A 13,696-nucleotide genomic window follows, 5' to 3' on the forward strand; every position below is an offset into this window, starting at 1 on the left:
GGGACGGGGACCGCCGGTGAGTGTCGGGTTCGATCAGCGCGCGGGACGGAACCTCAGTGTGGACCAGGTGCCGTCGATGGAAATCTGGCGCACCGGCTGGACCTCACGCTCGCCCAGCAGCGCCGCGATCCGGTCCCGGTTGAGGTCGGTGCCGAGCTGGCCGCCCTTCGGGTAGGCCACCCAGGCCAGGGCGTCACGTCGCGCGAGGGCCAGGACCGCCTCCACGTCCGGGGTGGCGAGATCCTCCGCGCTGGTTACGAAGACCACCGCCCCGTCGGTCGAGGCAGCGGCCTCGACCGCACCGCTCGACGCGCCCTCGATCTCGACGTCATCCGCTTCCGCAGCACCACGACGTCCTGCCCCGGCTTGATCTGAAGCTTGCTGGCGAGGGACATGCGCCGAGTCTGACGCAGGCCGACTACTCGGCCAGGCACCTCGCCCGACGCTCCAGGTCGGACGCGCCCAGTAGTGTCTCCGCATGACCGAGCCGTCCCACCTCGTCGCCGTACGGGAGTCGTACGACGCCGTCGCCGAGGACTACGCGAAGCTCGTGCCGCCACGGTTCGCGGCAGATCCGCTGGGCCGCGGAATGCTCGCCGCGTTCGCCGAGCTCGTACGGGCCGGCGGCGGGCGGCGGGTCGCCGATCTCGGGTGCGGTCCGGGCCACGTCACCGCCCACCTGGAGTCGCTGGGCGTGTCCGTGTTCGGCGTCGACCTGTCGCCGAAGATGGTGGAGGTCGCCAGGCGGGCGTACCCGCACCTGCGCTTCGACGTGGGCTCGATGGGTGCGCTGGACGTCGGCGACGGGCAGCTCGGTGGCATCGTCGCCTGGTGGTCCGTTCACCACCTGCCTCCCGAGGAGTTGCCGGCGGTGTTCGCCGAGTTCCACCGGGCGCTCGCCCCCGGCGGCCACGTGCTGGTGGGGTTCCACGTCGGGGACGACCGCCTGCGCCCCGCGCACGCGTACGGCCACCCGGTGTCCTACGACACCCACCTGCTGCCGCCGGACCGCGTGGCCGAGTTGCTGAGCCGCGCCGGACTGGGCGTCGTCGCCCGGCTCGTACAGGAGCCGGGCGAAGGGCTGAAGCGCCAGCAGGCGTGCCTGTTGGCGCGGAGGCCGGAGCCGTCGTAACCAGTGGTGTTGACCGGAAAATGCTCGATAGCCGCCCAGGAGGATCCGTGCCGCAGCTGTTAAGGGTGCAGTGCTTCAACGTGTCGCGTGACGGGTTCGGTACCGGTGAGGGGCAAAGCTTGGAGCGGCCCTTCGGCCACGCCGACCCCACCCCCCTGTTCGCCTGGCGCGCCGCTACGGCCAGCTTCGTGTACCGCACCGAACCCGGCGGCACTCGCGGCCTGGACGACTACCTGACCCGCGACTACGACCACAACATCGGCGCGGAGATCATGGGCCGAAACAAGTTCGGCCCCCAACGCGGCCCCTGGGAGGACCACGAGTGGCAGGGATGGTGGGGGGACAACCCACCGTTCCACACGCCGGTCTTCGTCCTCACCCACTACGAACGCCCGTCGTTCACCCTGTCCGACACCACATTCCACTTCCTCAATGCCAGCCCGGCCGAGGCGCTGGCACGCGCCAAGCAAGCCGCCGCTGGTCGGGACGTACGCCTCGGTGGTGGAGTCGCCACCATCCGCGAGTTCATCGAGGCCGACCTGGTCGACACCATGCACATCGCCGTCGCACCCGTCGACCTCGGCCGAGGCGAACGGCTGTGGGACAGCCACACCGATCTTCTCGACCGCTTCCACCTCGAGTCAGTGCCGAGCCCCAGCGGAGTCACCCACCTCCTGTTCTGGAGACGATGACCGCATGAAGAAGGCCCAGGTCATGCTCGGCGATATTGCCGCTGACCTGGGCCTTTCTATGGAGCCGCCTGACGGAATCGAACCGTCGACCTACGCATTACGAGTGCGTCGCTCTAGCCGACTGAGCTAAGGCGGCAACGAGCGTCAAGTGTACGCCACCCCTCCGGAACCGCCGAACGGGATCCCCACCACACCGCCGACCCGGACAGGAGGCGCATTCGGACGTCCACCGGACAGCGCGGCACGCCGACTCGCACTACGCTCCGGCGGATGACGGACGATCATCCCTCCGGATCGCCGGACGACCAGACCATGCCACACGAACCGGCAGCCGCCCCGCCACCCGACAGCCCGCACGCCAGCGAGGCGGCCGGTGGCCGGCCCGCGCGCCGGCCGACCAGCACCGACCCGCTGGAACTGGGTTTCACCCCGCGCAAGCCGGTGCCGTGGCTCGCGCCGTTCCTGCTGATCAGCACCGGCATCCGTACGCTGCTGGCGATGCTCTTCGGGGCGTACCTGGACAAGCGTGAACTCCAGAACGCCCTCGACGCGAAGATCTCCAAGCAGGTCGGGCCGGACGGCGGGCTGTGGCTGGACTACGTCGCCGACCTGGGCGACGGCTTCAACGCCACGTACTCGGTCGCGCACCTGCTCGCCCAGCGTGAGCTGGTCGTGGACGGGCACCGCCTGCCCCGCGCGCAGACCCTCGTCATGGGCGGCGACCAGGTCTACCCGTCGGCGGCCTTCGATGCGTACGAGGACCGGTGCAAGGGCCCCTACCAGGCGGCGCTGCCGGTCACCCCGCCCGAGCGGCCGACCCTGTTCGCGGTCCCCGGCAACCACGACTGGTACGACGGCCTCACCGCCTTCCTGCGCCTGTTCGTGCGGTCCCGGGACCGGCACTTCGGCGGCTGGGGCACCGGCCAGTCCCGGTCGTACTTCGCGGTCGAACTGCCGGCCGACTGGTGGCTGCTCGGTCTCGACGACCAGTCCGGGTCGTACCTGGACGACCCGCAGCTCACCTACTTCGACGCGGTGGCGGAGCGGCTGGGGCCGCAGAGCCGGGTGATCCTGGCCGTGCCGGCGCCGACGTGGGTCAAGGCCGTCGACCACCCCACGGCGTACGACTCGATCGACTACTTCATCCGCACGATCGTCGCGCCCACCGGGGCGCAGGTGAAGCTGCTCATCTCCGGCGACCTGCACCACTACGCCCGGTACGCCGGCCCGGACCGCCAACTGATCACGTGCGGCAGCGGCGGCGCGTACCTCTACCCCACGCACAAGCTGCCGGAGCGGATCGAGGTCCCGCCGCGGGACACCCTGGCCCGCCGGGCGAGCGCGTCCCAGACGTACGAGCTGGCGGGCCGCTACCCGGACGCGGCGCGGTCGCGGCGGTACGCCTGGGGGATCTTCCCCCGGCTGCCGTTGCGCAACCCGGGCTTCACCACGCTGGTCGGCACCCTGCACACGCTGCTGATGCTGGCGATGGTCGGGGTCGCCACGAACCGCGGCGGGACGGAGCAGCGGCTGTTCAGCGTGCCGCTGGTGGTGATGCTGCTCGTGACGCTGCTCGGGGCGGCGTTCTTCGCCAAGCCGCCCGCTTCGGGAGGCAAGCGGCACGTCCGGCACTGGATCCTCGGCGTGGGGCACGGCGTGACCCACGTCGGGTTGGCGGCGGCCGGCACGTGGGCGTGGCTGGCGCTGCCGTTCCACGACTGGCCGTGGCCACTGCCGGCGGTGGCCGCGGTCGTGGTGTACGGCCCGGTGATCGGCCTGGTGGCGAGCCAACTGGTGGCCGCGTACCTGCTGGTGGCCGGCGCGTTCGGGGTCAACGTCAACGAACTATTCGCGGGCCAGGGCATCGAGGACTCGAAGGGCTTCCTCCGCCTCCACATCACCCGGGAGGGCACGCTGACGATCTACCCGATCGGCGTCGACAGGGTGGCCCGCGACTGGCAGATCAACCCCGACCAGTCCCCCGAGTCCTCCTGGCTGATCCCCCGTACGCCCCTGACCCCCCGCCTGGCCGAACCCCCGGTGGTCCTCCACTGACTGTGAACCAGGTTGATCATGAGGTTGACGGGTGAGTCGATCTCCAGAACACCCGCCAACTTCATGATCAGCGGGGGCCGGGCGGGCAGAGTGTGTCGGGACCGGGTCAGGAGCCGTAGTGGGTGTCGTGGGCTTGGCGGGGGGCGCAGACCGAGGCGCGGCTGCACGAGCAGCGGGAGCCGTCGGCGTCCATGCGGACCGTCACCGCGTCGCGGGGGACGCTGTGGCCCACGACCCGGCCCTCCCCCTCCGGCGTGCTCACCCGGGCGCCGATCGCCGGGGCGGACTCCTGGAAGCGCTGGTAGAGCGGGTGCTCGTACTTCAGGCAGCACATCAACCGGCCGCACGCGCCGGAGATGCGCAGCGGGTTGAGCGGCAGATCCTGGTCCTTGGCCATCCGGATGGTGACCGGCTCAAAGTCGGTGAGGAACGTGGCGCAGCACAGGTCCCGGCCGCAGGAGCCGATGCCGCCCTGCACTCGGGCCGAGTCGCGGGCGGAGAGCTGGCGCAGCTCGACCCGGCAGTGCAGGGTCGCGCCGAGATCCCGTACCAGCGACCGGAAGTCCACCCGGTGCGGGGCGGTGAAGTAGATGGTGCTGCGCTCGCCACCCTCCCCGCCGCCGAGCACGTGGTCCACGGCGACCACCTTCATCGGTAGGCCGTGCTCCCGGATCAGGCGCTTCGCCGCGACCTTGGCCTCGGCCTTGCGCTGGCGCAACGCCTCGTCCCGACGCAGGTCCTCCTCCTGCGCCAGCCCGGCCAGCCTGGGGAACCCGTCGGTGTCGTCGGACACCCACTGCGCGGCCCAGACGCACTCGGCCACCTCGGGCCCGTCGTCCGTCGGCACCAGCACCTTGTCACCGACCTGCGGACGGAACTCGCCCGGATCCAGGTAGTAGAGGCGCCCGTACCGGTGGAAACTGACCGCGCACAGCATGCCCATGCCCTCACCCTACGTCCCTCGAACCGTCCCGGCCCGGCGGGCGTCGCGGGACGACTACACCGTGCAGCCATCCATGTCGATCGAATCGGCCGATCCACGGGCCGTCCCGCCGGGCCGATGATCCTCGCCCGGACGGCTGATTCCGACGCGACCGGCGGGACAAATGCCGACCCGGGGCGTTGAGTGGAGGCAGACCTGCGGGGGGTGCAGGGGAAGGCCACGGCGTCGGCGCCGGGAGCCGGGGACCGGCTCACGAGCGCGACGCCGTGCGCCTTGTCGAGGCACCGGCAGGTGTCACCGGCCCACCCGGGTCGGGGCGTCGTAGCGGGGGTGACCGGCGACCGGCGCCCGCCACCGGGACTCGGCCAGGCTCGGCCCCCACTGCCGCAGAAGTGTCTCCGCTCCGTCGTACGCGACGCAGAGCACCGCGAGCACCCGCGCCGCGATCTCGGCGGCCTCCAGCCCGGCCGAGGCGCGCGGGGCGGACACGGCGAGCGGCACCGACGTCGCGGCGACGACCGCCACGGCCTCGGTCGACCGCAGCACGTCGGCCAGGGCCCGGGCCAGCGCCAGCCGGCTGCCCTCCACCCAGTCGGCGAGGGCGTCGGCGTACCCGGCGGTCGACTCCAACCGCCCCACCAAACTCTCCGGCCCCTCGTCCAGGTGGCGCAGCAGCGCCGCCCGGGACTCGTCGTACGCGCTGGCGGCCGCGCCGGACCAGAGCACCGGGTCGGTGAGCGCGGCGGAGACCTCGTCGTACGCCGGGACGAGCCGGCGCACCGACCGGCCCGCACCGGCCAGCGGCCCGGGGTGCAGGTCCAGGAAGCTCCGGACTGCCTCGCCCGGGAGCACCTGCATGCGGCGCAGCAGTGGCCAGACCCGGTGCCCCTCCGGCGCACCGGCGGCGAGCAGCGTGTCGACGCGGCGCAGCAGGTCGAGGCCGGGCTCGGCGAGCCGGTCCAGCGGATCCATCACACCTCCCCCGCGAGCCGCCGGCCGGCGGCCCGGTCGACGTCGGCGTAGCGGTCGGCGGCGTCCCGGACGGCGGACGCGGCGGCGGCGAGGCGCAGGGCGGCGGCGTGGGCCTCGCGGGCCCGGTCACCGGTGGCCGCCGTCCACTGCCGGTGCAGGGCCCGCCCGATCTCGCCGGGCCGGCCCGCCGCGTCGCCGCCGAAGGCGACCTGGGCCGGGTCGCCGGCGGTGACCGCGCGGGACAGGCCGGCCAGCGTCTCGCTCGCCGCGTCGAGCCGGGCGGCGAGGGCGCGCAGCACGTCCATGTCAGGCCCCCGCGAGCGGACGGTAGGCGGCGAACGTCTCGTTGTGCAGCTTCTCGCGGGCCCACTGCGCGGCGTCGGCGGCCGCGGTGACCGCGGCCTGGACGGAGCCGGCGACGTCGCGTGGGTGGCGGTTGTGCAGCGGACCGAGGAAACGCACGTCGGTGATCCGCCCGCCGGCGGTCACCACCACCTCGACCAGCCCGTCCGGCGAGCGGACGGTGACCTCGACCGTCGTGACCGCCTGGTCGAATTCGGCCTGGAGGGACTCGATGCGCCGGTAGCGGCGCACCGCCTCCTCGATCCAGGCTTCGTCGATCTCGCCCCGCGGCATCCGCGCTCCTCCCGGACGGGTCTCACTCAGCGTGGTGCCATGGTCACCGTGCATGGCACACCGGACCGTACCGCACAGCAATCGCGCGTGTCGATGCCTGTGGACGGCCGATCGGGACCTGGTCAGCCCTTCCAGAGGGCGAGCATCATCGCCTCGACGGCGATGCGGGGCTTCACGTTCGCCTCGATCGCCGCCCGGCAGGCCAGCACCGCCTCCAGGCGGCGCAGTGCGCCCTCGGCGTCCCACTTCCGCGCTCCCGCCTCGGCGAGGGGGGCGGTGTCGGTGTGCACGGGCGCGACGGAGGCGCGCAGCGCCATGGTGAGTGCGTCCCGGTAGAAGCCGGCCAGGTCCACCAGGGCCCGGTCCAGCGCGTCCCGCTGCGCCCGGGTGGCCCGGGACTTCTGCCGCTTCTCCAGCTCCTTGAGCTGCCCGGCGGCACCCCGGATCGCGCCGGCCGCGCCCCGGCCGGTGCCACCCGCGCCGAGTGCGGTCTCCAGCGCGGCCCGCTCGGCCGCGTCCGTCTCCGCCACCGACGCCTCGGCTTCCGCCTCGGCCGCCTCGATCAGCGCGGAGGCGGCGTCGAAGGCGGCGCCCACGCCGGTCAGGCGGCGGGGCACCGCCAGCACCGCGTCCCGCCGCTTGCGCGCCTCCGGGTCGCGGGCCAGCCGCCGGGCCCGCCCGACGTGCCCCTGGGCGGCGGCCGCGGCCCACCCTGCCACGTCGGGCGCGATCCCGTCCCGCCGGACCAGCACCTCGGCCACCGCGTCCGGCGGCGGCTGCCGCAGCGGTACGACGCGGCAGCGGGACCGGATCGTCACGGAGATGTCGTCCGGGTGCGTGGACGGGGCGCAGAGCAGGAAGACGGTGCGCGGCGGGGGTTCCTCGATGGCCTTGAGCAGCGCGTTTCCGGCCGCCTCGGTGAGCCGGTCCGCGTCCTCGATGACCACCACCTGCCACCGCCCGCCGGACGGGGTGCTGGCGGCGCGCAGCACCAGGGCCCGCATCTCGCTGACGCCGATGGAGAGCCCCTCCGGCACCACCAGCCGGACGTCGGCGTGCGTGCCGGCGAGTGTCGTGTGGCAGCCGGGGCAGGTGCCGCAGCCGGTGCCGTGCACGCACTGCAACGCGGCGGCGAAGGCCCGCGCGGCGACCGAGCGGCCGGAGCCGGGCGGCCCGGTGAAGATCCAGGCGTGTGTCATGCCCGCGCCGGGGTCGCCGGGCGCCACGCCCTCCGCGCCCGGTGCCACCTCGACCTCCTCGACGAGGGCGGCGAGCTCGTCGGCCTCGTCCGGCCGGTGCGCGGCGGCGCGCAGCACGGCGGCGGCCGCCGCGGCGGCCCGGCGCAGGGTGGCGACCGCCTCGTCCTGGCCGACCAGGTCGGCGAAGACGTCCGGCATCAGGTCCGATGCTCCATCGTCACCAGCTCCGCGTCGGATAACTCCGGCTGCACCGAGGTGTCCGGGCCGTGTGCCGGACGCGGGTGCACGATGCCGCCCGGCGCGCCCAGCATCTCGTCGATCCGCCGCGCCACCGCCTTGGCGATCTCCGTGGCCGGGCGGGAGGCGTCCAGCACCAGGTAGCGCTTCGGGTCGGCGGCGGCGAGGTCGAGGAACGCGTACCGGACCCGCTCGTGGAAGCTCACCGACTCCGCCTCCAGGTGGTCGCGGTCCTCGCCACGGCTGGCCACCCGGGACAGGCCGGTGCGCGGGTCGACGTCGAGGAGCACCACCAGGTCGGGCTTCAGCCCGCCGGTGGCCCAGGAGGAGAGCCAGGAGACCTCGTCGACCGGGAGCGTCCGCCCCGCACCCTGGTACGCGAGCGACGAGTCGACGTATCGGTCGCTGATCACGACGCCGCCCCGGGCCAGTGCCGGCCGGACGACGGTGGCCACGTGGTGGGCCCGGTCGGCGGCGTAGAGGAGCGCCTCGGCGCGCGGCGACGGCACGTCGGAGCCGGGCTGGCCGAGCAGGAGGGACCGGATCCGCTCGCCGACCGGGGTGGCGCCGGGCTCGCGGGTCACCACCACGTCGCGCCCCTGCTCCCGCAGCCGGTCGGCGAGGAGGCCGAGCTGGGTGGACTTGCCGGCTCCCTCGCCGCCCTCGAACACCACGAACAGCCCGGTGGAGACGAACGGCTCGGCCGGCATCAGCGGGCGCCCGCGTACCGAGCCCCAGAGGTCGGCCAGGACCGGGACGCCCTTCTTGTCGTCCATCTGCCCGAACGCGCTGATCCCGGCGAAGATGCCGGCGGCGCCGGCGACGAGCAGGAGCAGCCGGGTCGACGAGATCGACACCCCGAGATCGGCGATCTCGAACCGGCGGGAGCCACCGACGCCGGCGAGCAGGCTGCTCAGCGCGATGGCGAGGATCAGCACCAGGCGCGTGCCGATCTGCACGACCGCGAAGACCCGGCCGCGGACCTCGTCGGCGATCTCGCCGCCGAGTAGCGTGGTGCCGGCGAGGAAGGCCATCCCGGCGCCCGCACCCACGAGGATCGCGCCGACCATCGCCATGGAGAGGTGGATGGCGAAGGCCAGCGTCATGACGGCGGCGCTGGCGAGCACGATGCTCATGCCGAACCAACGGCGGCGGGACATGTCCTTGACGATCATCGGGCCGAGCCCGATGCCGACCGCCAGGCCGATGAAGATGGCGCCGAACAGCAGGTAGAAGGCCGCGTCACCGGCGCCGAGCGAGTTGGCGAAGAACCGGGCGGTGCCGATCACGATGCCGCCGCCGGCGAAGGCGCCGAAGATGCCCAGCACCAGCCCCCGGACCAACGGGGTCTGGCCGATGAACTGCCAGCCCTCCTTGAACTGGCGCAGCATGGTCTGCTCGGCCTGGTCCCGCTCGGCGGCGCGGCCCTGGCTGATCTCCCGAATGCCGAAAGCCACCACGACGGCGGTGGCCAGCCGGGACAGCGCGTTGAACCAGAGCGCGAGCTGCGCCGGCTCGGCCCAGTCGGGTGTGGCGCCGCCGGTGGCCGCCCGGACCGCGCCGTCCAGCGCGGCGAGGACGAGTGCGGCGAGGACCGGGGTGAGGCCGTACGTGGTGATGAGGGTGAGCTGGTTGGCCGCCTCCAGGCGGGCCCGAGGGATGAGGTTGGGAACCGCGGCCTCCTTGGCCGGGATCCAGAGCAGGGTGATCGACTCGATCAGGAACGTGGCGATCGTGGCCCAGCCGACGACCACCGCGCCGCTTGCCCCCAGCACGGCGACGAGCGGGATCGAGGCGAACAGCAGGAACCGCAGCACGTCGCAGATGACCATCGTCCACCGCCGGTCGAACCGGTCGGCGAGCACGCCGGCGATCGGGCCGAGCACGAGGGCGGGGAGCAGGCGAATCGCGATGACAGTGCCGAAGGCGGCACCCTTCGCGGTGCTCCCCTCCACCTGGGAGGCCGCGAAGACGGACGTCGCGAGCAGGCCGAACCAGTCGCCGAACGAGGCGGCGCCGAGCACGATCCAGAGCCGCCGGAACGGGCGGATGCGCAGCACCGAGCGGATGGCGGCGTAGCCCGAGTGGTCGGTCTGCGTGGCGGTCTTGGCTCCGGACGTGGACAGGCCGGGCTGCGCGCCGGTCGAGCCGGGCTGCGCTCCGGACGGCGACACGCCGGGCGACTCGCCGTTCTGCTGGCTTTCGATGGCCGTACCTCCACGTGGCGGCCCATCGCTGGGCGGTCCCGGTGCAACACTCTAGACCCGGTGGGGACCCTCCCCACCGCGACATTCCCCTGCTCGCCGAGCGTAGGTCGCCACGACCACCCACCGCAGCCCGGACAGACGCGAGGGTATTTCGCATTGATCCCGGGACGGTTAGCGTGCATCACGTGGCCACCGACAGGCACGACCTTCGCGATCGACTCGACCGGGCGACCGGGCATCTCGACCCCCCCTACGCGGTCGTCGACCTCGCCGCGTTCGACGCCAACGCCGCCGCGCTCGCCGAGCGTGCCGCGCGCAAGCCGGTGCGGGTCGCCAGCAAGTCCGTCCGCAGCCGGGACCTGATCTCCCGGGCCCTGGCCACCCCCGGCTGGCGGGGCGTGATGGCGTTCACCCTGCCCGAGGCGCTGTGGCTGGTCCGCTCCGGCGTGACCGACGACGCGCTGGTGGCGTACCCCACGGCCGACCGGGCCGCGCTCGCCGAACTGGCCGCCGACCCGGCGCTCGCCGGCGCGGTGACGCTGATGGTCGACGGCACCGACCAACTCGACCTGGTGGACTCGGTTACCGCCCCCGATCGGCGGCCCGAGCTGCGGGTCTGCCTCGACCTGGACGCGTCGTGGCGGCCGCTGGGCGGACGGGTGCACGTCGGCGTCCGCCGCTCGCCGGTGCACAGCGCCCGGGCGGCCGGCGCGCTCGCCGCCACCGTCGCCGCCCGCGCCGGCTTCCGGCTGGTCGGGCTCATGGCGTACGAGGCGCAGATCGCCGGTCTGGGCGACGCGCCGCCGGGGAGGGCGGTGCTCGGTGCGGCGATCCGGCTGGCCCAGCGCGGGTCGTACCGCGAGCTGCTGGCCCGCCGGAGCGCGGCGGTGGCCGCCGTCCGGGAGCACGCCGACCTGGAGTTCGTCAACGGGGGTGGCACCGGCAGCGTGGCCGCCACCAGCGCCGATCCCGCGGTCACCGAGGTGACCGCGGGATCCGGCCTGTACGGGCCGACGCTGTTCGACGCCTACCGGGCCTGGCGCCCCACACCGGCCGCGTTCTTCGCCTGCGCGGTGGTCCGCCGCCCGGCCCCCGGCTACGCCACCGTCCTGGGCGGCGGCTGGATCGCCTCCGGCCCCGCCGAGCGCAGCCGGCTCCCCCGGCCCGTCCTACCGGCCGGGCTGGAGCTGGTCGGCACCGAGGGGGCCGGCGAGGTGCAGACCCCGCTGACCGGCACGGCGGCCGGGACGCTACGGGTCGGCGACCGGGTGTGGTTCCGGCACGCCAAGGCCGGCGAGCTCGCCGAGCACGTCAACGAGCTGCACCTGGTCGACGGCGACACCGTGGCGGCGACCGTCCCGACGTACCGCGGCGAGGGCCGGGCGTTCCTGTGAGCCGCCGGCGACGCGACCGGGCCTGCGCTGGTAGCGTCGCCGCCGACCGGGCCGGTTGCGGGCGGTCCGGGCAGGTCGGACGGCGGTCAGGCCGGTTGCGTCACCTCCGCCGGCTGGCCCGCGCCATCCCGGGCGTCGACCTGGCGGTGCAGGTACTCCCGGATGAGCGCCTTGGCCTCGGTCAGCACCCGGGCGTCGCCCTCGGGCTGCCGGCGGAACGCCAGCTTGATGAGCGCGTCGGACGCCTCGACCGCGATCTCCAGGTGGAACCGGAGATCCGGTACGTCGGTCAGCCCGAAGCGTTCGGTGAGCACGCGGGCGAGCTGATCGGCGATCACCCCGTTGTTGTCCCGCTGCTCATCGAGCAGGTGCAGGTCGACCACGTCGCCGAAGTGCAGGGTACGGAACCCCGGGACAGTACGGTGCATCGAGATGTACTCGTCGATCGCCGCGTCGACACCGTCCCACCAGTGGGTCAGGTCGTCCGAGGCGAACCTCTCGTCGAGCCGCTGGAGGTAGGACTCCATCGTGCGCAGGGTCAGCGCCTGCACGATCGCCCGCTTGTCCGGAAAGAACTGGTAGACCGACCCGATCGCCACCTCGGCGCGCTCGGCGAGCAGAGTCGTGGTCAGCCCCTCGTACCCCACCTCGTCGACGAGCTCGGCACAGGCGTCCAGCATCCGCTGGACCCGCGCGACACTTCGACCCTGCACCGGTACGCGGCGCAGCGGCCCGGTCGTGGCGGCTGGTGTGGACACTCGGCGCCACCCCCCTTCGACGGATGAACATATCTGCACGTCACGAGTCCGTGACTACCGGTACAACGAGCGGACCTCGATTGCGGTATTTACCAGGCACAACGTTCCTGATATGAAGTCAGTTCATATTCACGTAGAGGAGTGTTCCATGGTCGCCGCCGCACCCTCCGTAACCGCCTGGGCCAACTGGGCCGGCAACCAGCGTGGCACCGCCACCGCCGTCCTACGTCCCACGTCCGTCGACGACGTCGCCGACGCGGTCCGGGCCGCCGCCGCGGCCGGCGAGCGGATCCGGGCGGTCGGCAGCGGCCACTCCTTCACCGCCGTCGCGCTGACCGACGGGCACCGCATGGAGCTGTCCGACCTGGACACCGGCGTACGCGTCGACGTCGACCGTCGACTGGTCACCGTACCCGCCGGAATGACCCTGCACGCACTCAACCGGCTACTCGCCGGACACGGGCTGGCCCTGCCCAACCTCGGCGACATCGACGCGCAGACCGTAGCCGGCGCGATCTCGACCGGCACGCACGGCACCGGCGCCGGGTACGGCTGCCTGTCGACGTTCGTCGAGGCGCTCACCCTGGTCACCGGCACCGGTGAGGTCCTGCGCTGCTCCGCCGACGAGCACCCTGACGTGTTCGCCGCCGCCCGGGTCTCGCTGGGCGCGCTCGGCGTGCTGGTCGACGTGACGCTGCGCTGCGTGGACGCGTTCGTGCTGCTCGCGCACGAGCGGCCGGCGCCGCTGGCCGGCGTGCTGGCCGACCTGCCGGCCCTGCTGCGACGCCACGACCACGTCGAGTTCTACTGGTTCCCGTACACCGACCGGGTGCAGGTCAAGACCAACGACCGGGTGCCCGCCGACGACCGGCCGCTGCCCCGCTGGCGGGGCTGGCTGGACGACGAGTTCCTCGCCAACACCGTCTTCGCCGGGGCCTGCCGGCTGGGCCGCGCCGTGCCGGCGCTCGCCCCGACCATCAGCGCGGTCTCCGCGCGGGCGCTCACCGAGCGCCGCTACACCGGCCGCTCCGACTCGGTCTTCTGCACCCCGCGACGGGTCCGCTTCGTGGAGATGGAGTACGCGCTGCCGCGCGACGCCCTCGTACCGGCCCTGGACGCCCTGCGCGGGATCGTCGACGGGCTGCCGTTCAAGGTGCTGTTCCCGGTGGAGGTGCGGTTCACCGCCGCCGACGACGTCTGGCTGTCCCACGGTCACGGCCGGGACTCCGCGTACATCGCCGTCCACCAGTACGTGGGCATGCCGTACGAGCCGTACTTCCGGGCCTTCGAGGACGTGGCGGCGGGGCTGGGCGGCCGGCCGCACTGGGGCAAGCTGCACTGGCGCGACGCGGCGTCGCTGGCGCCCGCGTACCCCCGGTGGGCCGACTTCCGGGCCGTCCGCGACCGGCTCGACCCCGACCGGGTCTTCGCCTCTCCCCACCTGGCCCGGGTCCTCGGTTCCTGACGCGGA

The 13,696-nt window shown here is 73.5% G+C and carries 13 protein-coding genes and 1 tRNA gene; 5 read left to right on the top strand and 9 right to left on the bottom strand.

The genetic code is table 11. The annotated features are described in order from the left end of the window. Window positions 1-33: 33 nt before the first annotated feature. On the bottom strand, window positions 34-267 hold the full coding sequence (locus HCJ94_RS04165; RefSeq protein WP_167999611.1) for a hypothetical protein: 234 nt from the start codon (window positions 265-267) through the stop codon (window positions 34-36). Between the two features lie 211 nt (window positions 268-478). Here HCJ94_RS04165 and HCJ94_RS04170 point away from each other — a divergent pair, with 211 nt between their 5' ends. Then, entirely contained in the window at window positions 479-1,132 is a 654-nt protein-coding gene (locus tag HCJ94_RS04170; protein ID WP_167999612.1) for a class I SAM-dependent DNA methyltransferase, read from the top strand. Window positions 1,133-1,251: 119 nt separating this feature from the next. After that, window positions 1,252-1,824, top strand: a complete 573-nt coding sequence (locus HCJ94_RS04175) for a dihydrofolate reductase family protein (protein WP_240943911.1) — start codon at window positions 1,252-1,254, stop codon at window positions 1,822-1,824. A 59-nt stretch (window positions 1,825-1,883) separates the two neighbouring features. On the opposite strand, the gene HCJ94_RS04180 is transcribed toward HCJ94_RS04175, so the two are convergent. Continuing rightward, a tRNA-Thr gene (locus HCJ94_RS04180) sits at window positions 1,884-1,960 on the bottom strand. A 134-nt stretch (window positions 1,961-2,094) separates the two neighbouring features. On the opposite strand from HCJ94_RS04180, the gene HCJ94_RS04185 reads away from it, so the two are divergent. Next, window positions 2,095-3,879, top strand: coding sequence for a metallophosphoesterase family protein (locus tag HCJ94_RS04185; RefSeq protein WP_167999614.1), 1,785 nt, complete (start codon window positions 2,095-2,097; stop codon window positions 3,877-3,879). Between the two features lie 106 nt (window positions 3,880-3,985). Here HCJ94_RS04185 and HCJ94_RS04190 read toward each other — a convergent pair whose 3' ends face one another. The 6 genes from HCJ94_RS04190 to tmk form a co-directional block, all read right to left on the bottom strand. Next, the gene (locus tag HCJ94_RS04190) at window positions 3,986-4,822 is read right to left on the bottom strand and encodes a PSP1 domain-containing protein (protein ID WP_167999615.1); all 837 of its coding nucleotides are present in this window, start codon (window positions 4,820-4,822) and stop codon (window positions 3,986-3,988) included. A gap of 294 nt (window positions 4,823-5,116) precedes the next feature. Beyond that, complete coding sequence (locus HCJ94_RS04195) at window positions 5,117-5,794, bottom strand: hypothetical protein (protein ID WP_167999616.1); 678 nt, start codon at window positions 5,792-5,794, stop codon at window positions 5,117-5,119. Then, complete coding sequence (locus tag HCJ94_RS04200; RefSeq protein ID WP_167999617.1) at window positions 5,794-6,099, bottom strand: hypothetical protein; 306 nt, start codon at window positions 6,097-6,099, stop codon at window positions 5,794-5,796. The genes HCJ94_RS04195 and HCJ94_RS04200 overlap by 1 nt, the downstream gene beginning before the upstream one ends. A gap of 1 nt (window position 6,100) precedes the next feature. After that, a complete protein-coding gene (locus HCJ94_RS04205; protein ID WP_167999618.1) occupies window positions 6,101-6,430 on the bottom strand; it encodes a YbaB/EbfC family nucleoid-associated protein in 330 nt (109 codons plus the stop codon). A 122-nt stretch (window positions 6,431-6,552) separates the two neighbouring features. Further along, window positions 6,553-7,827 (bottom strand): DNA polymerase III subunit delta', encoded by a 1,275-nt coding sequence (locus HCJ94_RS04210; protein WP_167999619.1) that lies wholly within the window; start codon window positions 7,825-7,827, stop codon window positions 6,553-6,555. Further along, window positions 7,827-9,917, bottom strand: a complete 2,091-nt coding sequence (gene tmk, locus HCJ94_RS04215) for a dTMP kinase (RefSeq protein WP_309227143.1) — start codon at window positions 9,915-9,917, stop codon at window positions 7,827-7,829. Before tmk ends, HCJ94_RS04210 begins: the two co-directional genes overlap by 1 nt. A 341-nt stretch (window positions 9,918-10,258) precedes the next feature. On the opposite strand from tmk, the gene HCJ94_RS04220 reads away from it, so the two are divergent. Continuing rightward, the gene (locus HCJ94_RS04220; protein ID WP_167999620.1) at window positions 10,259-11,467 is read left to right on the top strand and encodes an alanine racemase; all 1,209 of its coding nucleotides are present in this window, start codon (window positions 10,259-10,261) and stop codon (window positions 11,465-11,467) included. An 86-nt stretch (window positions 11,468-11,553) separates the two neighbouring features. Here HCJ94_RS04220 and HCJ94_RS04225 read toward each other — a convergent pair whose 3' ends face one another. Next, on the bottom strand, window positions 11,554-12,147 hold the full coding sequence (locus HCJ94_RS04225) for a TetR/AcrR family transcriptional regulator (protein WP_167999729.1): 594 nt from the start codon (window positions 12,145-12,147) through the stop codon (window positions 11,554-11,556). 226 nt (window positions 12,148-12,373) lie between these two features. Between HCJ94_RS04225 and HCJ94_RS04230 the strand changes: the two genes are divergently transcribed. Then, complete coding sequence (locus tag HCJ94_RS04230; protein WP_167999621.1) at window positions 12,374-13,690, top strand: D-arabinono-1,4-lactone oxidase; 1,317 nt, start codon at window positions 12,374-12,376, stop codon at window positions 13,688-13,690. Window positions 13,691-13,696: the final 6 nt, after the last annotated feature.

Source organism: Micromonospora thermarum (assembly GCF_012034245.1).
In the GTDB taxonomy this organism is placed as follows: Bacteria; Actinomycetota; Actinomycetes; order Mycobacteriales; family Micromonosporaceae; genus Micromonospora; species Micromonospora thermarum.